This is a genomic window from Polynucleobacter sp. JS-Fieb-80-E5 (assembly GCF_018882015.1).
Taxonomy (GTDB): domain Bacteria; phylum Pseudomonadota; class Gammaproteobacteria; order Burkholderiales; family Burkholderiaceae; genus Polynucleobacter.
On the sequence record NZ_JACVPH010000001.1, the window covers coordinates 117,278 to 137,278 of the forward strand.

Here is a 20,001-nt window from a genome sequence, read left to right on the forward strand (position 1 = left end):
GATGATTATACGATTCCCGAAGAGATTTGGTCTAAATCTTGATTTAGCTTATTACAGAGACTCTTTGAGCTGGTCCAAGATGTGTGGATTTTCCAGGGTTGAGGTGTCTTGAGTCACTTCTTCGCCTTTAGCAATCACACGTAAGAGACGGCGCATGATCTTGCCGGAACGGGTCTTAGGCAAGTTATCACCGAAACGAACATCCTTAGGCTTAGCGATCGGGCCGATCTCCTTACCTACCCAGTTACGTAGCTCAGTAGCAAGCTTCTTGGCTTCATCACCAGTTGGGCGTCCACCCTTCAGAACGACGAATACGCAAATGGCTTCACCAGTCAGCTCGTCAGGACGACCCACAACTGCTGCCTCAGCAACCAATGGGTTAGCCACTAAGCAAGATTCAATTTCCATGGTTCCCATGCGGTGACCAGAAACGTTCAATACGTCATCGATACGACCAGTAATCGTGAAGTAGCCAGTATCTTTGTTACGGATTGCACCGTCACCAGCAAGATACAAAGTACCACCCAACTCTTCTGGGAAGTAAGACTTCACGAAACGATCTGCATCATTCCAAATCGTACGAATCATGGAAGGCCATGGACGCTTCACAACCAAGATTCCGCCTTGACCGTTAGGAACGTCTACACCAGCCTCATCCACAATCGCCGCCTGAATACCTGGCAATGGCAATGTGCATGAACCGGGAATCATTGGAGTTGCGCCTGGTAATGGTGAAATCATGTGACCACCAGTTTCTGTTTGCCAGAACGTATCTGCGATCGGGCAATTTGAATTACCCACATGCTCGTAGTACCACATCCAAGCCTCTGGGTTAATTGGCTCACCTACAGATCCTAGAAGGCGTAATGATGACAAATCGTAGCTCTTTGGATGCACTGCTTCATCATTGCTTGATGCTTTGATTAATGAACGAATCGCTGTTGGTGCTGTATAGAAAATAGATGCTTTGTGTTTTTGGATCATATCCCAGAAACGGCCAGCATTTGGATAGGTTGGCACGCCTTCAAATACGATCTCAGTAGCGCCGACTGCGAGTGGGCCATAAGTAATATAGGAGTGGCCTGTTACCCAACCAATGTCGGCGGTACACCAGAACACGTCATTAGGCTTGATATCAAAGGTCCACTTCATTGTGAGAATGGCCCACAAAAGGTAGCCGCCTGTAGAGTGTTGAACACCCTTTGGCTTACCGGTTGAACCGGATGTGTACAGAATAAATAATGGATGCTCAGCGCTTACCCACTCTGGCTCACAAGTCGTTGCTTCATTAGCTACGATCTCTTGCATCCAAACATCGCGACCTGCTTGCATAGTGACATCAGTGCCAGTACGCTTGCTCACGATGACATGCTTAACCTTAGGGCATTCGCCTGTGGAAAGCGCTTCGTCACAAATTGCTTTGAGTGGCAATGCTTTGCCTCCGCGGAACTGGCCATCAGCAGTAATCACTGCAACTGCACCCACGTCCATAATGCGGTCACGCAATGCTTGGGCAGAAAAACCGCCAAACACTACAGAGTGAATTGCGCCAATACGCGCACAGGCTTGCATGGCAACAATGCCTTCGATGGTCATTGCCATGTAAATAATGACGCTGTCACCAGACTTGACGCCCATCTTGCGCAGTGCGTTTGCCATCTTGCAAACACGCTCAAGCATTTCTTTGTAAGTTACCTTAGTAACCGTACCGTCATCTGCTTCAAAAATAATGGCTGTCTTATCACCTAAGCCGGCTTCAACTTGGCGATCTAAACAGTTGTATGACGCGTTCGTTGTGCCATCTTCAAACCATTTGTAGAAAGGCGCCTTGGATTCATCTAAAACCTTGGTAAATGGCTTTTTCCAATAGAGGTTCTCTTTAGCAAGACGACCCCAAAAACCGTCGTAATCTGAATTGGCTTCAGCACAGAGCTTGTTATAAGCCTCCATACCTGGAATTGCCGCACCCTTTACAAAGTCTGCAGGCGGGTTAAAAACGCGGTTTTCTTGCTTTAATGGTTCCATGCTTCACAGCCCTCTATCTAATAATCAATAATCTAATATCAACAACAAATGCGAGAAAATGTCGCAAAATGACAGTTTTAGACTCTCAAGACCTTAGAAGATAAGTGAAAACACTTGGGATTTGCTCTATGGCAAACCCTTAAAATAGGGCAAACCTTACTAATAATGTGGAAATAAGCAGATAACCATGACCAATATCAAACAAAACGACCTGATTCAAAGCGTTGCGGACGCATTTCAATTCATTTCCTACTACCATCCCAAGGACTTCATTACTGCCATGGGCAAGGCTTATGAATTGGAACAAGGTCATGGTGCCAAAGACGCGATTGCCCAAATTTTGACCAATAGCCGCATGTGCGCCGAAGGTCACAGGCCAATGTGCCAAGACACTGGTATTGCCGTAGTCTTCCTCAAAATCGGCATGAATGTTCAATGGCCTGATGCGACCATGAGCGTCACCGATATGATCAATGAAGGCGTGCGTCGCGCTTACCTTAATCCTGACAATATGTTGCGCGCTTCAGTGCTGACAGATCCAGCAGGCAAACGCAAAAATACTGGGGATAACACTCCCGCTGTCATCCACTATGAAATTGTCCCGGGGGATGATGTTGAAGTGATTTGTGCGGCTAAAGGCGGCGGCTCAGAAAATAAAGCCAAGATGGTTATGCTCAACCCTTCCGATTCCATTGTGGATTGGGTTCTCAAAACCGTTCCCACTATGGGCGCAGGTTGGTGCCCTCCAGGCATCCTCGGCATTGGTATTGGCGGCACACCAGAAAAAGCCATGCTCATGGCTAAAGAAGCCTTAATGGGTCCCGTTGATATTCAAGAACTGATTGAGCGTGGCCCTAAAAATCGCGTTGATGAACTACGTCTCGAGCTCTATGAAAAAGTAAACAAACTCGGCATCGGCGCTCAAGGCCTAGGTGGTTTAGCCACTGTGCTCGATATCAAGATCCTGGATTACCCAACGCATGCTGCTTCATTACCAGTTGCCATGATTCCGAATTGCGCAGCGACTCGTCATATTCATTTCCATTTACATGGCGATGGTCCTGCAAAACTCGAAGCCCCTTCACTTTCAGATTGGCCAGATGTAACTTGGACACCCGATGTTCAAAAATCTAAGCGCGTAAATTTAGACACCCTCACTGCTGAAGAAGTGGCTAGTTGGAAACTAGGTGAAACACTATTGCTGAATGGCAAGATTTTGACTGGTCGTGATGCCGCACATAAGCGCATTCAAGACATGCTCGCTAAAGGCGAAGAGTTGCCAGTGAGCTTTAAAAACCGCGTGATCTATTACGTTGGCCCGGTGGATCCGGTACGTGAGGAGGCAGTTGGCCCAGCAGGCCCTACTACTGCAACTCGTATGGATAAATTTACTGAGATGATGCTTGCCAAAACTGGCTTGATTTCGATGATTGGTAAAGCTGAGCGCGGACCAGAGGCGATTGAAGCCATCAAGAAACATAAGTCAGCTTACTTAATGGCTGTTGGCGGCGCTGCGTACTTGGTATCTAAAGCCATTCAAACTTCTAAAGTGGTTGGCTTTGCCGATTTAGGCATGGAAGCCATTTACGAGTTTGATGTCAAAGACATGCCAGTAACTGTTGCAGTGAACTCAGAAGGCATCTCAATGCACAATGAAGGTCCACGTGAGTGGCAAGCGAAGATTGCTGGTATTCCAGTCAAGATTGCTTAACACCCTAACAACTTCATTACAGAGTAAGCATAGTCAACATTGGCACTCATCGGGGTTTTTGATTCTGGCGTTGGAGGCTTATCCGTATTGGATGAGGCTCTGCGCCAGCTTCCTCAGCATGACTATATTTATCTTGCCGATTCAGCCAACGCGCCTTACGGCGAAAAATCGAGCGCCTGGATTGCAAAACGCAGCCTCGCCCTTTGCAGCTATCTAGCCAGCAAAGGATGTGACGCCATCGTAGTTGCCTGCAACACTGCAACGGCTGAAGCGATTCAACAAATTCGGGAGTCAATTTCTGTTCCGATCATTGGGGTTGAGCCAGGTATTAAGCCAGCAGCCATGCAATCGCAAAATAATATAGTCGGGGTCCTCGCTACCGAGGCGACTCTCAAGAGCGATAAGTTCAATGCTTTATTAAATACCCTGCCAAATGATTGTCAGTTCATCAAACAAGCTGGCGCAGGATTGGTGCCGTTGATAGAGTCCGGTAAAGCAGATAACGAAGAAACCTTAGAGTTGCTAGCAAAACATCTTGAGCCCATTCAAGACGCAGGTGCAGATACCCTAGTGCTGGGCTGCACGCATTACCCCTTCTTGAGAAAAGCTATTCGTAAACTGCTAGGCGAATCTATTACGCTGATTGACACCAGTGACGCTGTAGTTAGGCAGCTCAAAAGACAACTTGAGAATCTTAAAGCTACAAGCTCTAGTAATGAATATGGAGCAATACTATTCCTGAGTAGCAAAAATGAAGAGTCCCTATTAGTCATGGCGCAAGATTTAATGTCTGCCGATTTAACTTCGCATGTAGTTGAAGCACGCATCTTGGGTGAAATAAGATGAGCGCCTTTCTGAAAAAGTTAGACGATTTTCTACCATTCAATAAATCTGAACGCATCATTATTGGCATTGTGGTGCTACTACATGCACTTCCTGCGCTAGAGTTTTTGCACTTTAGTCAGCGACCGCCGCAAATGGATGATGAGCGCGTTATGGCCAATTTAGTTAGTCCAGAAGCTTCTAAAACTCAGCAACCTCCCGCTGCTACGCCGCCAAAACCAAAAGAAGAAAAGAAAGCAGTTCAGGAGAAACCTAAAGAAAAGCCCGTAGAAAAGCCCAGCCCTACGCAGGCACCACAACAAACGCAGCAAAACCAGGCCCAAAGCAAATCTGATGCTCCACAACAAAATGCATCCGTAGCCCCTGCAACCAGTGGGGGTGCTAGCGGCACCCCTATTCAGACTGACATTGGTAAACTAGTTGTGGCTTACCAGCCAGATGCAGATGCTTACTATCCATCTTTTTCTAAACGCTCTGGCGAACAAGGTGCAGTGGTAGTGCGATTAATTATTGACGAGAGCGGAAACGTGGAAGATGTAGCATTGCTTCAATCGAGCACCTTCCCCAGACTTGATCGTGCTGCAACTGATATTGGCAAACGTTATCGCTTTAAACCTTTTTTAGTAAACGGTTCACCCCAAAGAATTTCCACCAATCTTTTAATCAAATTTAATCTCAAGAATTAATCAATATGAATACACCATTTGGCATAGCAAATCTCTGGCTTGAAGGCGATGTGATTACTCGATTTGTAGCAATTGCCCTGCTGACCTGCTCTATCGTAACTTGGGTCATTTTGCTCACTCGACTTTGGGATTTACGCAACCTTCGCAAGCTCAGACCTGAGCTTGAGCAATTCTGGCGCGCCACTTCGTTTGAACAAGGCCTAGAAGCTTTTAGCAATCATGCTATCAATCCGTATTATCAAATTGCTAAGTCAGCAACCAAAGCATCTGCGCACCACCAAAGTCAATCCACCAATCACCGTGAATTACTGCAAACACTGAACTATTCTGAGTGGATGGCCAGAAGCCTTAAAAATAGCGTTGACAGCATTGCAGCGGGATTGCAGAAGGGCTTAACCTTCTTGGGATCTACTGGTGCTATCGCTCCATTTATTGGTTTGTTTGGCACCGTGTGGGGCATCTATCATGCCCTGATTGCCATCAGCAGCTCAGGAAGCGCACAACTGGATCAAGTGGCCGGACCTATTGGCGAAGCACTCATCATGACCGCCCTTGGTCTTGCGGTTGCTATCCCTGCCGTATTGAGTTTTAACGCCATCAATCGCGCCAATAAATTATTTGTGGCTGACCTCAATCGCTTTGGCAATGATTTATTAGCCTTCTTCGTTACTGGTGCCCGCGTTAACTCCGGAGAATAGTCATGTCTTTTCATATACAAGACGACCAAAACGACGACAACATCATGTCGGAAATCAATATGACGCCGATGGTGGACGTCATGTTGGTGCTATTGATTATTTTCATCATCACCCTGCCTGTGATTCAGCAAGCAGTGAAGGTAGAACTTCCAAAGGCCAATAGCGTTCGCAATGAAGTAAAGCCTGAGTCAGTTCAGCTGTCAATTGATGCAAATGGTCAAATCTTCTGGAACAGCACCCCCATTGATTTAAAGACCTTTGATGGCTATGCAGAAAAAGCCGCCCAAAAAGATCCTCAACCAGAGATCAATCTGCGAGCTGATAAATCTGTGAAGTATGAATATGTTGCGCAGGTCTTGGCTGCATCGCGCCGCGCTGGCCTCACTAAGCTCGGGTTTGTAACCGAGCCAAACTAAGCTACTTAGTCCTGTAGGGGGCTTTAGAGGGAAAGCAAGTCTCTTCACTGATGTGGATGCCGTTTCCAATAGTTGCACCCAAGATGCCGCCCTGTATTTTCTCTACCTTCTTGAACTTGCCGGTCACTGGGTCAAGCGTAATGTTGGTGATGACATTACCCGCAGGATAAGAAACGTCCATAATTTCTTCAGGCTGAAAATTCGCCTCAATCAAAATCAAGATATTGGGACGTGCCAGAGTGATGCTCTTAACAACTTGTGTCCCATACATATCTGACCGATCTAGGTCACGATCATCCAAGAAAATCTTGGCCTTTTGGGCACCCGAAGCAAGGGTCATTTTCATCTCATACTCTTCGGTGTAGCCCTTTTCCGAACGTTTGCAATTAAACTCTAGAACGTCAACACCCCATGCAAGTGGTGAAAAAATCAAGCTAGAGCAAATGAGAAGTTTGGGTATATTCATAAATGATGAATGAGTGTCTTTGGTGCCCGAGGCCGGAATCGAACCGGCACGACTTTTTTGAGTCGGCAGATTTTAAATCTGCTGTGTCTACCGATTTCACCACTCGGGCTCGCATCAACAATAAAGCCGTGCTAAATAAATCAAGACAAGTGAAATTTTAGCACGCAAGCCCCTTATAAGCCCCTGGAGCCCTTTTTACCCCGCTCCCCAAGGGTGCACTGAACAAAACATCTAAAATATCCTCATGAATTTACCGGCAAAATCATCGGAACTTGGCAAGCTTTTACGGGCTGGGCTCTGGCTAATAGGGTTATGTCTCATTACTGGCTTAGTAGTCACTCTAGCCTATTTATATTCCGCCCAATCCAACATCTCCGGCAAGCGCACAATTAAAAGTCTAGGTGATTCTGTTGCCATTACCTTTGATGCGTCTGATATTCCGCATATCAATGCAAAAAGCCAGGCAGATGCCTACTTTGCCTTGGGCTACCTCCATGCTAGTGAACGATCCTGGCAAATGGAAATGAATCGACGTATTGCGAGCGGTCGACTTTCAGAAATATTGGGTAATGACACCGTAAAAATTGATCGCTTTGTGCGCACCCTCGGCATCAAGCGTGCAGCTGAACGCCAATTTGATCGTTACCCCGTTTCTGCCAAGCGTCTACTACAAGCCTATGCCGATGGTGTCAATGCTGGTAATGCGCAATTAGGCTGGGCTCTCCCAGTGGAGTATTTCTTAACAGGTTCAAAACCAGGCCATTGGTCACCAACAGATAGCGTAGCTTGGATGCTGATGATGGCTTATGACTTAGGTGGAAATTGGCAGAAAGAGTTACAAAGACTTGAGCTCTCACAATTCCTGAGCACCAAACAAGTATGGGAAGTGATTCAGCCATATGAAAATGATGAGCCCGTCAGCAATGTTGATTTTTCCAAGCTCTATAGAGAGTTGAAGGTCTTTCACCCCTCTCCTGGTCCAGCAGAAAGCAGGCCTCAGAATTTGCCTGCAACCGAATTGAGCCAGTTAGATCAAATGGGAGCAAGAGATGGTATCGGCTCCAATAACTGGGCCTTGAGCGGCAAGCTCAGTACTTCTGGCAAGCCCTTATTGGCCAATGATCCCCATCTGGGACTTTCCGCTCCGGCTGTCTGGTACTTCGCCCACCTTGAAGCCCCTGGTTTAAATGTCATCGGTGGCACCCTCCCTGGAATACCTGCAGTGGTTTTGGGTAGAACGGATAAGTTTGCATGGAGTTTTACCAATACCGGGCCTGACGTTCAAGATTTATACATTGAGCAAATTGATTCAAAGAATCCGGGTATGTATCGAGGTCCTGATGGACCACTTCCATTCAAAGTGCATCAAGAGATTATTGATATCAAAGGATCTCCATCGCTGACTTTCTTGGTAAAAGAAACTCGACATGGTCCCATTATCTCTGATTCCTATGCAAAGGCCAAACGTACGATTGATACGGATCGCTTTGCTCTTGCCTTGCGCTGGACAGCACTCGATCTTGAAAACCAATCAGTTGCTGGCTTGATGGATATGAATCGTGCAGCTGATCTTGACCAATTTAAACAAGCTCTACGAAAAAATTATGCCCCGATGCAAAACGTGGTGATGGCAGATACAGAAGGTAATATTGCTTATCAGGCGGCGGGAGTGGCTCCCAAAAGAATTCTGCACCAGGGGCTTTATGGGGTAGCGCCAGCTCCTGGCTGGGAACGTCAGTATGACTGGAATGGCTATGTCCCATTTGAACAACTCCCCTCCAGCAACAACCCAGAGCAAGGTTGGATAGCGACCGCCAATCAAAAAATTATTGCGGCTAATGATCCCAACCCTTTAACGGGCGACTGGGACTTACCAACCCGTTATGACCGAATAGTCGATCTTATTAAATCCAAGAGCCTCCATTCGGCTGATGATATGAAAACCATGCAAGGCGATACCCTATCGCTTGGGGCAACACCATTATTAGATTTATTTAAGTCCAGCCAAAGCGCTCACTCACTGAGCGCGCAAGCAATGGAAATTGGCAAAAGTTTTGACGGCAATATGAAAGTAGATAGCGCAGGTGCACTCTTGTTTAATGCCTGGGCAGACCAGTTAACCCGCAATCTCTTCTCTAGATTAAGTTACCTATTTACCGAAAATTATGGAACACGCAACTACCGCGCTCCACTAATACAGCAAATCAAAAATCCCAACAGCCCCTGGTGCGATGATCCCAAGACTGAGCAGATTGAATCCTGCCAAGAGTCCTCCAACAAGGCGCTTGATAAAGCTTTGGATTACCTCAGCAAAGAGTATGGCAACGATCCCAATACTTGGGCTTGGGGTAAAGCACATATCGCCATCTCTGAACATCGTCCACTGAGCAAGGTACCGCTTCTAGGAAGTTTGTTTAACATCAAAACGCCTTTTCCGGGAGATAGCTTTTCTGTCAACGTGGGACGTCTCGAGCTGATGCAATCCAAAAATCCCTATGAAACACTGCAAGCGCCAAGCTTGCGGACAGTCTATGATTTATCCGATCTGGAGAAATCACTCTTTGTATATCAGACAGGTCAATCAGGCTGGGTGCAAAGTAAGCTGTATCGCAATATGAACTCATTGTGGGCAAACAATGAGTACCTTCCCCTGCAGATGAGCCCAGAAAAGACCAGTCGCCAGCTAGAATTAGTGAATAAGTAAACCACTCCCCTTATTGGTAGTTCATGCCATAGGTGTTTAAAATACCGTATACACATTTAAAGTAATTACTAAGGACTGAATTCTCATGAAATCTATCACTACTCTGTTCGCAATTTCAGCCACATTACTCGTAAGTGGAAATGCTGTAGCCGCCTGGCAAGATATTGGCAAGAATGATCAATCCACTGTCTACGTAGATACTGCCACCCTGCAAACCCAGGGCAACCTTGCGCAGATCATGTCGATGCTGGACTTTAAAAAACCCGGTCAAGATCCACAAACCAAAGAGAATGTGAATTCGATTATTGGTTTAAATGAATACGATTGCAGTACTGGTAAGTATCGCCCGATTGAATTCAAAGTATTCACTGGCAATCGCGGTAAAGGCAAAGTTGTTGTAGATCAAAAAACTCCTGATAGCATTTTTGAAGCCATTCCTAACGGCTCATGGGCTGCAGGCGTATTTAATGTTGCGTGTCGTAGCAAATAATTTTCCGTAATTGCGCTTAATCCATATCCGCTGGATTGGTTTAATCTGCGCACTAGGATTTTTGAGTGCCTGCGCTGCGCCATTGGTAGCGCTTAGTAGCTCTGGCACGGCAGCTGCCAGCACTATTGGAACTGCTGCTGTAGCCAATCCTGGAACAGCAGTTAGTCTTGCCTCAACTGCAGCCACAGGCAAATCCCCCTTAGAGCACGCCGCCTCTGCTGCCACCAAAAAAGAATGCAGCTTCTTTAATGTAATTGACTCAAAGCCCATCTGCATTGAGGTTGTATTACCAACCATTACAGATAAAAGTGAGCCCTTATTGGGGCCTGCGGATAAGACCAAGCAATCTGCCCAGCAATAACTAGGCCGACCACCCCCAACCAGTGGGATAACAGACTAAAATTACTTTTTACAAGTAATTCACTAACGATTTGATATGGCTACCGAAAACTATTACCTAACCCTTACCTGCCCAAATAAACCCGGTATTGTTGCTGCGGTCTCCACTTATATATTTGAACTAGGCGGCGACATTGAAGAAGCTCAACAGTTTGATGACAAAGCCTCGAAGCGCTTTTTTATGCGCGTTAGCTTTAGCTGCCCTGCGAATGTAGAGTCACTTAGAGCGGGCTTTGTGGAAATTGCAAAGCGTTTTGAGCTTACTTGGGATTTGCGTGCAGTAAAGGATCTTAAACGCGTATTAATCATGGCTTCCAAGCTAGACCATTGCCTGGTTGACCTTCTCTATCGCTGGCGTATTGGTGAGTTGCCGATGATTATCTGCGGCATTGTCTCCAACCATCCTCGTGACGTCTATGCCAGCATTGATTTTGCGGATATCCCCTTCTACCACTTACCAGTCACTCCCGACACCAAGCCAGCTCAAGAAGCGAGACTTCTCGAAATCGTTGCAGAATCTAATGTGGACATGGTGATCCTAGCGCGCTACATGCAAATCTTGTCAGATGATTTATCGACTAAGTTATCTGGTCGCTGCATTAACGTACATCACTCATTCTTACCTAGTTTTAAGGGTGCTAAGCCTTATCACCAAGCGCATGCGCGCGGGATCAAACTCATTGGCGCTACTGCCCATTTTGTGACTAGCGATTTGGATGAAGGTCCGATCATCGAGCAAGATGTGACTCGCGTTACGCATGGCGATACACCAGATGATTTAGTTCGCAAGGGTCGGGATTTAGAGCGCACCGTGCTATCAAGAGCTTTACGTTACTACCTACATGACCGCGTGCTTATAAATGGAGCAACTTCAGTAGTCTTTTCGGACTAAGTCCAAAAAAGATTTTGCTAAGGCCTCACCCCCGGAGATTCTAGGGGTAGGCCTCTAGCTCGCCACATCAGAAATAACTCTAACTGCGCCATCTCTGGCGAACCATATTCAAATTGTTGTGCCCTTACACCACTCATGCAGTTACGAAGGCGCCTTTGCAATGAACCTAAGGTTTGCCATTCCAAACGATATATTGGGTAGGCATTGGGGTGTCCTTGAGGTATTGGGCTACCACCAAGCTTAAGGCCCGCCCTATCCTCATGGCATTGCGCACAAGATAAATTGAGCTGTCCCATACGCTCGTTAAAGGTCTGCCTACCCTTTTTCATGAAAGCTGCGTTAGCAGAATTTTCACTAACTGTAATTGGCATCCCTTTAGACTGAAACGCAATGAAGGCTGTTAAAGCTAGCAGGTCTTTGCTCTCATAAGCTAAAGCGGGAGCTGATTGAGCGCCAACTCGACACTGATTAATTTGCCCCTCTAGGGTCTGGAGTTTGCCTTTGATTAATTTAGGGTATTGGGTGGCTACACCGCGCATGGATTTCTTTGCATCACCATGACAGGCGCTACAAGATTTGCTCTGTAGTCCTACCTTCTGCTGCCACAAACTTTCACCATCACCAACCCAAAACATCGCTGGGTTTAGTGAAGGGTCATCCTGCATCGCCTTGTTCTCAGTAGACATTAATTCATAACTCGATTGCTGGGAAGGCTGCACTGCTTTAGCTACCCCCATAGGCATGAGGTTGGCAAGTATTAAATAAATACTGCCTAGGAATAAAGGTGTCTGCTGATTCACGAAACAGTAATGCGAGCCTGGTTCACTGCTTCATATCCATCATCCCCCACCCACCTGAATTCAAGAGTTCCGGATTCAACAGCGATCGTGGTGAAGATGATTAAGGGATTGGCACCAATTCCTGAATAGTAATCCGCTTTAAACACTTCCACAGTGTTGTAGGTGCAGGTAAAGGTGCGAATAATGTCGCGGGGAATGAGCTTGCCGCCCTCGGTATAGCGAAAGCCTGACTCCATATCATGTTGCGCAATTGCGCGAATCTCAATAATGGAATCTTTTTTAGCCGTCGCCGGCATTGTGATGGATGTACGGGAAGTTTTACTCATACCATTTCCGTACATGCTGAAAGGGTTACCAAAGTTTCAGCAGAGCCTTGCCAAAAACTACCATTACTCATTTGCGCAATAGCCCATACCTTCTGACTATCCGCTAAACGAACGCGCGTCGTAATATTGGCAGTGCCCGAACGTGGAGTGAGGTAAACGGTAAAGATATTAGGCAAAGGATTTCCTTCGGCTATGACATGTATGGTCTTGACGTAATCATTGGCAGTCATGGGGCTATCAACACTGACCTTCAAAACCACAAGATTGCCGTTCTCTACTAGAGGAGGAATGGTTAAAGTTACCTTACCTTCCCGAATAGCAGCTCCACTAACAATCTTTTTAATAGCCTCATCAGCCTCTTCTTTTTTAGCAAAGACTGTTAAAGGATTTGCTAACAAGCCTAGGGCTATCAGTCCAAGACCTTGAGCTTGCTTAAGCCATTGCCGGCGATGCTGAATAATATTTTTCATCTAGAGTTCAGTTAGTTTTGATTATTCAAAGTCATTAAGAAAGCGACCACGTCTTCGATCTCTTGGCCACTCAATATGGTTTGACCAACAAATTTAGAGGCTACACGATTGAGATGGCTTGTTTGATAGTAGGCTGGCATGATGGTTGCTGGATTGAAATGTGCTGCATTCACAATGCGTGCTCTTAATTGAGGTGCATTTAACCTCGCTACGCTCGCCTTCAATTCAGGAGCTAAATTTCCTTGAAAGCGCTCTTCTGGAAAGGGGCCGCTATGACACAACAAACATAAACCTGTTTGACGACTTGCTACGATTGCTCTGCCACGTACTGGGTTGCCTGCCTCAGAAGAAAGGGATTCGAAAATCGAATCCCCCGTAATTACTTGAGCATGCACAGCATTCAGATTGAGGATGACTAGCAATGAAAACGCTAGTGCAATCCTCTTTCTCATCGACACAATTTCACTGTGAACTAACTCTTAGACCAACTTAATGCCGCTGTTTTTCAAAGGCACTGTGCGCAAGCGTTTGCCTGTTGCACGATAAATGGCATTGAGAACAGCTGGTGCAGCTACTGCAATCGTTGGTTCACCTACCCCGCCCCAGTCTTTGCCGCCACCTTGAATGATGATGGTTTCAACTTTCGGCATCTGATAGAGGCGGATCGAGTTAAAGGTATCAAAGTTCTTCTGAACAACAGCACCATTTTCAATCGTGATCTCTTCTTCGAATAAAGCGGATAAGCCATAAACAAAGGAACCGGATACTTGACGTGCGATTTGCGCAGGGTTCACCGCATAACCTGGATCAGTAGCAGCAACAATACGATGAATCTTCACTTCATTGCCGTTCTTAACTGAAAGCTCACAGGCTGCAGCAACGTAACTACCGAATGAGCGCATTTGTGCAACCCCGCGATATACGCCTGGGGCAGCAGGCTTAGTCCAACCGATACCATCAGCTACCGCATTCAATACTGCAACTGCACGAGGGTACTTTTCCATATGTTTGCGACGGAACTCTACTGCATCCATGCCAGTAGCTTCAGCTAACTCATCCATAAACGTTTCAATAAAGATTGCGTTTTGGTTAACGTTCACACCACGCCAGAAACCTGGTGGCACGTGGGTATTGCGCATGGCATGGTCAATCGTGATATTGGGGAAGCTATAAGTAATTCCATGCTCCCCGCTGTCCTCAAGACCCTGGAAGGTCAGAGGATCTTTACCTTTATTTGCGGCAACTACCGCCGGACGCACCGAAGCTAAGATAGATTGACCTGATAGGCGCATATTAATACCGGTGACATTTTTCTTGTCATCGATTGCCGCAGTCATCTTACACATCATGATGGGATGGTAGCGACCCTGGGTCATATCCTCTTCACGAGTCCAAATCAACTTAATAGGAGTGCCCGGCATTTGCTTAGCAATATTAACCGCTTGTGTCGTGTAATCCTGGAAAGCGCCACGGCGACCAAATCCACCGCCAAGGTTTACCTTGTAGACATTGCATTTTTCCGCAGGAAGTCCAGATGCAGCAATCACAGCCGCTAATGAAGCTTCGCCGTCTTGCGTTGGAACCCAAGCCTCGCAAGAGTCAGCGGTCCACTTTGCAGTCGCTGTTTGTGGCTCTAGAGTGGCATGATTTAAGAATGGGTAGAAATAAGTAGCCTCTAATTTCTTAGATGCGCCAGACATCGCTGCTTTGACATCACCATTGGTGTTGTGTACAAAAGCATCATCAGCGTTCAAACCATCTTCCAACATCTTCTTAATAGAAGCGCTGGAGACGTTGGCGTTGGAACCACTATCCCAAACGATATTCACTTGATCTAACGCGGTTTTAGCTTGCCAGAAAGTCTCGGCGACAACGGCTACTGCTGAGTCACCTACCTGAACTACTTTCTTAACACCTTTCATGTTCTGTGCTTTAGCTGCATCGTAGCTTTTCACTTTGCCGCCAAATACTGGAGACTCTTTAATGTTCGCCACCAACATACCTGGCATCTTCAAGTCAATTGCATAGACCTGTCGACCAGTTACCTTGTCAGAAACACCGTCGATACGATTGACAGGCTTACCAATCAAGGTCCACTCTTTTGGATCCTTCAATGGGACGTCTTTTGGCACTTCCAACTGTGATGCTGCTACAGATACTTTACCGAAAGTCGTTTTTTTGCCAGACGGCGTATGGGTAATCACGCTATCTTTTGCAACGCATTCAGAAGCAGGAACATTCCACTGGTTGGCTGCAGCCTGAATCAACATCATGCGCGCAGCAGCTCCGCCTTTGCGAACATACTGCTCGGATGTGCGGATGCCGCGACTACCACCAGTGGAGTAGCTGCCCCATGCCAGCTTACGCTTTAAATTCTCGCCAGGCGATGGATAGTCATAAGATACTTTTTTCCAGTCGCACTGTAATTCTTCCGCAACTAGCTGCGCCAAACCTGTGATCGTGCCCTGCCCCATTTCGGAACGAACAATGCGCACAACAACATCATCATTTGGCTTTACCACCACCCAAATACCAATTTCTGGGCTAGCTAATGGGGCCATGGCGGATGCGCCTGAACCGACTGCTGCATTTGCAGCAGACATGAATGTGAGATCAAAGCCAATAGCTAAGCCAGTGGCAATTGCACTAGAACCAATAACAAAGTGGCGACGAGAAATATTTGTATTTGTAGTCATGTCTTTCCCCTTAGGCCTTGCTAGCCGCATGAATCGCTGCGCGTACTTGCTGGAATGTGCCACAGCGGCAGATATTAGTAATGGATTCATCGATCTGCGCATCGGTAGGCTTTGGATTGTTTCTTAACAAAGCAGTGGTTGCCATCACCATGCCAGACTGACAGTAACCACACTGAGGCACTTGATTGTCTACCCACGCTTTTTGAACTTTGGATAGCTGACCACTCTTCTCTAGACTTTCAATAGTCTCGATTTTTTTACCTTCAGCAGCACCTACTGGAATAGAGCAGCTACGAATGGCCTGGCCTTCAAATAACACTGTGCATGCGCCGCATTGACCCACTCCGCATCCATACTTAGTACCGGTTAATCCAACCTGTTCGCGGATCACCCAAAGCAATGGGGTTTCTGGATCTACGTCCACCTTGTATTTTTTGCCATTGACATTCAATTCAGCCATGAGTGCTCTCCTATAAATTCTTTTTATGGTTTCAGGGGTAACTTCATTACCCCTTCTTATCGTGTGCTTATCTTAACTAAGAATTAATATATTGCAATGCAACATGTATTGAAGGCAAAGGATTAGTGAGCCTGCCAATCAAGGATTAATTCAGAAAATAACTGGGTCGCGTCTGTAATCTTGTCGACATAACAAAATTCGTCGGTTTGATGGGCCATTTCTGGCTGGCCCGGCCCTAGAATCACCGTAGGTGGATTGCCGATAGCGGGCTTTAATGCTGATGCATCAGTAAAGTAAGACACGGTCTTTTCAACTGGGCGAACCCCATTAATCTTTTCGCAAAAATCAAACACGCTTGCCATCCAGGGATCTGTGGCTGGAGTGAAAACACCTTCGATATCAATGATGGTGTCCAGCCGTACTGAAGGGCCTAGTGCTTTACAAAGGCAGCCATAAATATGTTGGTGGCTTTGCCCTGCAACCGTACGAATATCCAGCGTCATTTCTGCTGCATCAGGAACGGAGTTGATATTGATGCCGGATTTTGCAGTGCCCACATTCAGGGTGCCCTGACCCATCAACTCATGAACAGGAGTATCAAAAGAAAATTTCTCTAGCGTTAATGCCGCCTTAGCCAGCTTATAGAACGCATTGTCTCCACGCTCAGGCATCGAGCCATGTGCTGTGACACCATCGGTGGAGGCTTTTAACCAGTAAGCCCCTTTATGACCCAGCAAAGGTTCATTGGCCGTTGGCTCAGCCACAATAAAGCATCCAGCAGGGCCCAGAAAATCCAAAATCTCTTGGTTGGCTGCCAAATGAAATGCGCCCTCGCAGCCCGTCTCTTCTCCTGCGGTAATGATCATGCTCACGCCAGCGCCTTGCTTTGCGGAGTCAGCCATTTTCATAGCTGCAACAACAAAAGCAGCGACGCCACTCTTCATATCACTAGAGCCGCGCCCATATAGCTTGCCATCTTCAATAATGCCGGCAAAGGGTTCATATTTCCAAGTGCGAGCACCCAAAGGAACAACGTCTACATGCCCAGTAAAGCAGATACTAGGCTTTTGATCGGAACAGGCGCCAATTTTGGCAACTAAACTCATTCGATGTGGGGCAAATTCAATCTTGCGACATTCATAGCCTACAGACTCTAAGAGTTTCGCTAGATATTCACAGACTTGATCTTCATTGCCCGGGGGATTAATCGTATTAAAACGAATCAGCTCTTGAGTTAATGCAATTGGATCAGGAATGTTGGTTGTCATCTGTATTTATCCAAAATAAGCTGCTTGTACTTCCGCATTCTCAGCCAATGCTGTGGCGCTTCCCTCAGCCACCACTTGGCCTTTGGTAATGACATATCCACGATGGGCGATTGCCAAGGTTTGACGAACATTCTGCTCAACCAATAAGACAGTGGTACCCATTTGATTGATTTCTTTAATGATCTTAAAGTTTTCTTTTACAAACAAAGGTGACAGGCCCAGTGAAGGCTCATCAAATATCAGCAACTCAGGCGAACTCATGAGGCTGCGACTAATCGCCAGCATCGCCTGTTCACCACCGGACATAGTCCCCGCTAACTGATTAGAGCGCTCGGCAAGGCGCGGAAATAAATGCTTTACATGCTCACGACGCTCTTCAATCACTTTTTTATCAGTTACCAGATAAGCTCCAGCAGATAGATTTTCATCCACCGTCATACGCGGAAACACGCGACGTCCTTCTGGAACACATGCAATTCCTGCTTCAATAATGCGATGTGTTGGCAAATGGGCAATATCTACGCCATTAAAAATGATTTTTCCACGATTAGCCGGGGTCAATCCTAGGACGGATCGAATTAAGGTAGATTTACCGGCGCCATTGGCACCAAGAATGCAGGTAATTTCACCCTTCTCGACTTTGATGGAGACGTCTTCCAAAACATCAATGCGATCGTATGCGGTATAGATGTGTTCAATCTCTAATAAGGCCATGATTATTCCTGCCCCAAATAAGCGACTTGTACTTCGGGATTGTTCACGATCTCATCGTAAGTGCCCTCAGCAATTTTCTTTCCATAGTTCAGAACAATGCAACGCTCAGTCATTCTTTGAATCAAACCCATTTCATGCTCAATCAAAATAATAGTGAATGGCTTAATCTTGCTACGTACCTGCAAAATGTCATCCATTACTTCAGCGGTCTCATCGTGAGTCATGCCGGCTGAAGGCTCATCTAGAAGAAGTAAATCAGGTTGACTAATCAAGGCTCTGCAGATTTCAATGCGGCGGCGATCAATCATTGGCAAGCTTGCCACTGGCTCAAATATTTTGTCAGCTAACTTAGGATTAAATGTAAGGAGCAGCTGCCTTACCTGCTCAACCAAGCCTTCGTATTCTTGCTTAAATTTCTCTCTTTGAAACAAATTAAAGAAAAGCCCAGTATTTAATCGACGGTTATCTCCAATCGCGATGTTATCGAAGACCGTTAGAGGCAAAGACAAACGCGAGCGTTGAAACGTACGAGTAATTGCATGCAGATACACTTGCTGAGCAGTAGCATCAGTTAAATCCTCACCACGAAATAAAACACTGCCTGAGCTGGCCCGATACAAACCGGTAATGACGTTAAAGAAAGTGGTCTTGCCTGAACCATTTGGACCTAGCAATCCCAATACTTCACCCTCATTCACATGAAGGTCCAACGAATCTAATGCTGTTACACCACCAAAACGCATGGTGAGTTTTTCTGCGACTAGGATTTGCTTCTTGGATGATGTCAATGAACTCATTTTTGACCTCCCGCTTTGTTGCCCGGGAAATACTCTCGAATCCGCCTTGGCAACAAACCATCAGGACGGAATAGCAAGATCAAGATCACCACAATGGCATAGAGCAAGAAACGATATTCCTGAATGAATTGAAGCTTCTCAGGAAGAATCACCACAATGGCTGCTGCAGGAATGATTCCCCATGGGTTGCCAATACCACCCAAAATCACAATTGATACCAATATCAAGGAGTCAGCAAAGGTAAAGTTATTTGGGGCAACATAGGCCGTCATCATTCCGTAGAGTGCTCCTGCCATACCAGCAATGAAGTTGCCTAATGTGAATGCCACTACCTTCCAGTGCGCAATATTCACACCAAAAGTAGAGGCTGCAATTTCATCGGTACGGACCATATCCATACTCAATCCAATCCATGAGCGCTCTAAATTGCGGGTGATTCTAAAACTAGCAATTAGCAGAACTAATGCGATCAGGAGGTATGGGATGTAGAAAGACAATTCAAAACCACCTATGTCCAAACCATCCGATAAATTCCAGCCAAAAATAGTGAGCGGAGGAATCTTTAACCCCTGCGGACCACCCAAGGTGTCATTCACCTCCAAGAAGTTGCGGAACAAGATACCGAAAGCGATGGTGACTAAAGCCGCATAGTGCCCACGTGTTCTCAACACTGGGTAGATCAATATGGAACCAATCAGGGCAGAGATACCTGCGGCTATAAATAGAACCAGCAAATGCGGGATCGCGGTGTGGGTCGACAATATTGCAGCGGTATAACTGCCGATACCAAAGAAAGCGGCACCTGCAAAGTTCACGATGCCGACATAACCAAATTGAATGTTTAAACCAAGGCAAACAATGGAATAGATCAGCACTGTAGCGAGCATCAAGAGTGCAAAGTGTGAATTATGGAACACCAGCATGGTTATGAGCACACCTGCAATCGAGGCGTAAGCGGGAAACTGAGGATGTTCTCTCACGGCATTTGCTAGCTTATCCATCAACCCTAATTTTTTACCAACCAAACTGGTTACAAACGCGAGGATTACAAGAGCGCCAACTTCTAACTGGTTTTCAGAGCCCAACAATAGAATGCAATAGACCAGGCAGGCAATGAAGGCAGATATTAATAACTTCATA

General features: G+C 46.3%; 21 protein-coding genes and 1 tRNA gene. 9 read left to right on the forward strand and 13 right to left on the reverse strand.

What is annotated here, in order from left to right; genetic code table 11:
* Positions 1–51: 51 nt before the first annotated feature.
* Positions 52–2,025 carry an acetate--CoA ligase gene (gene acs, locus ICN44_RS00485; protein WP_216261990.1) on the reverse strand — a complete coding sequence of 658 codons (1,974 nt, stop codon included), beginning with the start codon at positions 2,023–2,025 and terminating at the stop codon, positions 52–54.
* Between the two features lie 187 nt (positions 2,026–2,212).
* Here acs and ICN44_RS00490 point away from each other — a divergent pair, with 187 nt between their 5' ends.
* The 5 genes from ICN44_RS00490 to ICN44_RS00510 are packed head-to-tail and all read left to right on the forward strand — an operon-like array spanning position 2,213 to position 6,379.
* Positions 2,213–3,736, forward strand: a complete 1,524-nt coding sequence (locus tag ICN44_RS00490; protein ID WP_216261992.1) for a fumarate hydratase — start codon at positions 2,213–2,215, stop codon at positions 3,734–3,736.
* 39 nt (positions 3,737–3,775) lie between these two features.
* Complete coding sequence (murI, locus tag ICN44_RS00495) at positions 3,776–4,582, forward strand: glutamate racemase (RefSeq protein WP_216261994.1); 807 nt, start codon at positions 3,776–3,778, stop codon at positions 4,580–4,582.
* Positions 4,579–5,265, forward strand: coding sequence for an energy transducer TonB (locus ICN44_RS00500; protein ID WP_216261996.1), 687 nt, complete (start codon positions 4,579–4,581; stop codon positions 5,263–5,265). Before murI ends, ICN44_RS00500 begins: the two co-directional genes overlap by 4 nt.
* Before the next feature lie 5 nt (positions 5,266–5,270).
* Positions 5,271–5,963: a MotA/TolQ/ExbB proton channel family protein gene (locus ICN44_RS00505; RefSeq protein WP_216261998.1), complete on the forward strand. Its 693-nt coding sequence runs from the start codon at positions 5,271–5,273 to the stop codon at positions 5,961–5,963.
* A 2-nt stretch (positions 5,964–5,965) separates the two neighbouring features.
* Positions 5,966–6,379, forward strand: coding sequence for a biopolymer transporter ExbD (locus ICN44_RS00510; RefSeq protein ID WP_215361198.1), 414 nt, complete (start codon positions 5,966–5,968; stop codon positions 6,377–6,379).
* 1 nt (position 6,380) lies between these two features.
* Here the strand turns inward: ICN44_RS00510 and ICN44_RS00515 are convergent, their stop codons facing one another.
* Both ICN44_RS00515 and ICN44_RS00520 read right to left on the reverse strand, forming a co-directional pair.
* Positions 6,381–6,845 carry a hypothetical protein gene (locus tag ICN44_RS00515; protein ID WP_255537307.1) on the reverse strand — a complete coding sequence of 155 codons (465 nt, stop codon included), beginning with the start codon at positions 6,843–6,845 and terminating at the stop codon, positions 6,381–6,383.
* 20 nt (positions 6,846–6,865) lie between these two features.
* Positions 6,866–6,954 (reverse strand) — tRNA-Leu (locus ICN44_RS00520).
* A gap of 135 nt (positions 6,955–7,089) precedes the next feature.
* Here ICN44_RS00520 and ICN44_RS00525 point away from each other — a divergent pair.
* The 4 genes from ICN44_RS00525 to purU all read left to right on the forward strand — a co-directional run bounded on the left by ICN44_RS00525 (position 7,090) and on the right by purU (position 11,330).
* Positions 7,090–9,549: a penicillin acylase family protein gene (locus ICN44_RS00525; protein WP_216261999.1), complete on the forward strand. Its 2,460-nt coding sequence runs from the start codon at positions 7,090–7,092 to the stop codon at positions 9,547–9,549.
* 85 nt (positions 9,550–9,634) lie between these two features.
* Positions 9,635–10,039 carry a surface-adhesin E family protein gene (locus tag ICN44_RS00530; RefSeq protein WP_216262001.1) on the forward strand — a complete coding sequence of 135 codons (405 nt, stop codon included), beginning with the start codon at positions 9,635–9,637 and terminating at the stop codon, positions 10,037–10,039.
* A gap of 10 nt (positions 10,040–10,049) precedes the next feature.
* Positions 10,050–10,400: a hypothetical protein gene (locus ICN44_RS00535; RefSeq protein ID WP_216262003.1), complete on the forward strand. Its 351-nt coding sequence runs from the start codon at positions 10,050–10,052 to the stop codon at positions 10,398–10,400.
* Positions 10,401–10,475: 75 nt separating this feature from the next.
* Entirely contained in the window at positions 10,476–11,330 is an 855-nt protein-coding gene (gene purU / locus ICN44_RS00540; RefSeq protein WP_216262005.1) for a formyltetrahydrofolate deformylase, read from the forward strand.
* Between the two features lie 17 nt (positions 11,331–11,347).
* On the opposite strand, the gene soxA is transcribed toward purU, so the two are convergent.
* From soxA to ICN44_RS00590, 10 genes are all read right to left on the reverse strand, one after another.
* Positions 11,348–12,130, reverse strand: a complete 783-nt coding sequence (gene soxA / locus ICN44_RS00545) for a sulfur oxidation c-type cytochrome SoxA (RefSeq protein WP_370624845.1) — start codon at positions 12,128–12,130, stop codon at positions 11,348–11,350.
* Positions 12,127–12,456, reverse strand: a complete 330-nt coding sequence (locus tag ICN44_RS00550) for a thiosulfate oxidation carrier complex protein SoxZ (protein WP_216262008.1) — start codon at positions 12,454–12,456, stop codon at positions 12,127–12,129. The genes soxA and ICN44_RS00550 overlap by 4 nt, the downstream gene beginning before the upstream one ends.
* Positions 12,453–12,926 carry a SoxY-related AACIE arm protein gene (locus tag ICN44_RS00555; protein WP_216262009.1) on the reverse strand — a complete coding sequence of 158 codons (474 nt, stop codon included), beginning with the start codon at positions 12,924–12,926 and terminating at the stop codon, positions 12,453–12,455. Before ICN44_RS00555 ends, ICN44_RS00550 begins: the two co-directional genes overlap by 4 nt.
* An 11-nt stretch (positions 12,927–12,937) precedes the next feature.
* Entirely contained in the window at positions 12,938–13,378 is a 441-nt protein-coding gene (gene soxX, locus ICN44_RS00560; RefSeq protein ID WP_216262011.1) for a sulfur oxidation c-type cytochrome SoxX, read from the reverse strand.
* Between the two features lie 27 nt (positions 13,379–13,405).
* Positions 13,406–15,622, reverse strand: coding sequence for a molybdopterin cofactor-binding domain-containing protein (locus tag ICN44_RS00565; protein WP_216262013.1), 2,217 nt, complete (start codon positions 15,620–15,622; stop codon positions 13,406–13,408).
* Positions 15,623–15,632: 10 nt separating this feature from the next.
* Positions 15,633–16,082, reverse strand: a complete 450-nt coding sequence (locus ICN44_RS00570; protein WP_216122551.1) for a (2Fe-2S)-binding protein — start codon at positions 16,080–16,082, stop codon at positions 15,633–15,635.
* A gap of 122 nt (positions 16,083–16,204) precedes the next feature.
* Entirely contained in the window at positions 16,205–17,350 is a 1,146-nt protein-coding gene (locus ICN44_RS00575; protein ID WP_216262015.1) for a M20 family metallopeptidase, read from the reverse strand.
* 6 nt (positions 17,351–17,356) lie between these two features.
* Complete coding sequence (locus tag ICN44_RS00580) at positions 17,357–18,064, reverse strand: ABC transporter ATP-binding protein (protein ID WP_215357064.1); 708 nt, start codon at positions 18,062–18,064, stop codon at positions 17,357–17,359.
* Positions 18,065–18,066: 2 nt separating this feature from the next.
* Positions 18,067–18,861 carry an ABC transporter ATP-binding protein gene (locus ICN44_RS00585; protein ID WP_216262017.1) on the reverse strand — a complete coding sequence of 265 codons (795 nt, stop codon included), beginning with the start codon at positions 18,859–18,861 and terminating at the stop codon, positions 18,067–18,069.
* Positions 18,858–20,000, reverse strand: a complete 1,143-nt coding sequence (locus ICN44_RS00590) for a branched-chain amino acid ABC transporter permease (RefSeq protein ID WP_215357068.1) — start codon at positions 19,998–20,000, stop codon at positions 18,858–18,860. Before ICN44_RS00590 ends, ICN44_RS00585 begins: the two co-directional genes overlap by 4 nt.
* Position 20,001 lies beyond the last annotated feature (1 nt).

Coding starts and splice junctions, on each gene's coding strand:
- acs (WP_216261990.1), bottom strand. CDS start 2,025: ATGGAACCATTAAAGCAAGAAAACCGCGTTTTTAACCCGCCTGCAGAC.
- ICN44_RS00490 (WP_216261992.1), top strand. CDS start 2,213: ATGACCAATATCAAACAAAACGACCTGATTCAAAGCGTTGCGGACGCA.
- ICN44_RS00500 (WP_216261996.1), top strand. CDS start 4,579: ATGAGCGCCTTTCTGAAAAAGTTAGACGATTTTCTACCATTCAATAAA.
- ICN44_RS00505 (WP_216261998.1), top strand. CDS start 5,271: ATGAATACACCATTTGGCATAGCAAATCTCTGGCTTGAAGGCGATGTG.
- ICN44_RS00510 (WP_215361198.1), top strand. CDS start 5,966: ATGTCTTTTCATATACAAGACGACCAAAACGACGACAACATCATGTCG.
- ICN44_RS00515 (WP_255537307.1), bottom strand. CDS start 6,845: ATGAATATACCCAAACTTCTCATTTGCTCTAGCTTGATTTTTTCACCA.
- ICN44_RS00525 (WP_216261999.1), top strand. CDS start 7,090: ATGAATTTACCGGCAAAATCATCGGAACTTGGCAAGCTTTTACGGGCT.
- ICN44_RS00530 (WP_216262001.1), top strand. CDS start 9,635: ATGAAATCTATCACTACTCTGTTCGCAATTTCAGCCACATTACTCGTA.
- purU (WP_216262005.1), top strand. CDS start 10,476: ATGGCTACCGAAAACTATTACCTAACCCTTACCTGCCCAAATAAACCC.
- ICN44_RS00550 (WP_216262008.1), bottom strand. CDS start 12,456: ATGAGTAAAACTTCCCGTACATCCATCACAATGCCGGCGACGGCTAAA.
- ICN44_RS00555 (WP_216262009.1), bottom strand. CDS start 12,926: ATGAAAAATATTATTCAGCATCGCCGGCAATGGCTTAAGCAAGCTCAA.
- soxX (WP_216262011.1), bottom strand. CDS start 13,378: ATGAGAAAGAGGATTGCACTAGCGTTTTCATTGCTAGTCATCCTCAAT.
- ICN44_RS00565 (WP_216262013.1), bottom strand. CDS start 15,622: ATGACTACAAATACAAATATTTCTCGTCGCCACTTTGTTATTGGTTCT.
- ICN44_RS00570 (WP_216122551.1), bottom strand. CDS start 16,082: ATGGCTGAATTGAATGTCAATGGCAAAAAATACAAGGTGGACGTAGAT.
- ICN44_RS00575 (WP_216262015.1), bottom strand. CDS start 17,350: ATGACAACCAACATTCCTGATCCAATTGCATTAACTCAAGAGCTGATT.
- ICN44_RS00580 (WP_215357064.1), bottom strand. CDS start 18,064: ATGGCCTTATTAGAGATTGAACACATCTATACCGCATACGATCGCATT.
- ICN44_RS00585 (WP_216262017.1), bottom strand. CDS start 18,861: ATGAGTTCATTGACATCATCCAAGAAGCAAATCCTAGTCGCAGAAAAA.
- ICN44_RS00590 (WP_215357068.1), bottom strand. CDS start 20,000: ATGAAGTTATTAATATCTGCCTTCATTGCCTGCCTGGTCTATTGCATT.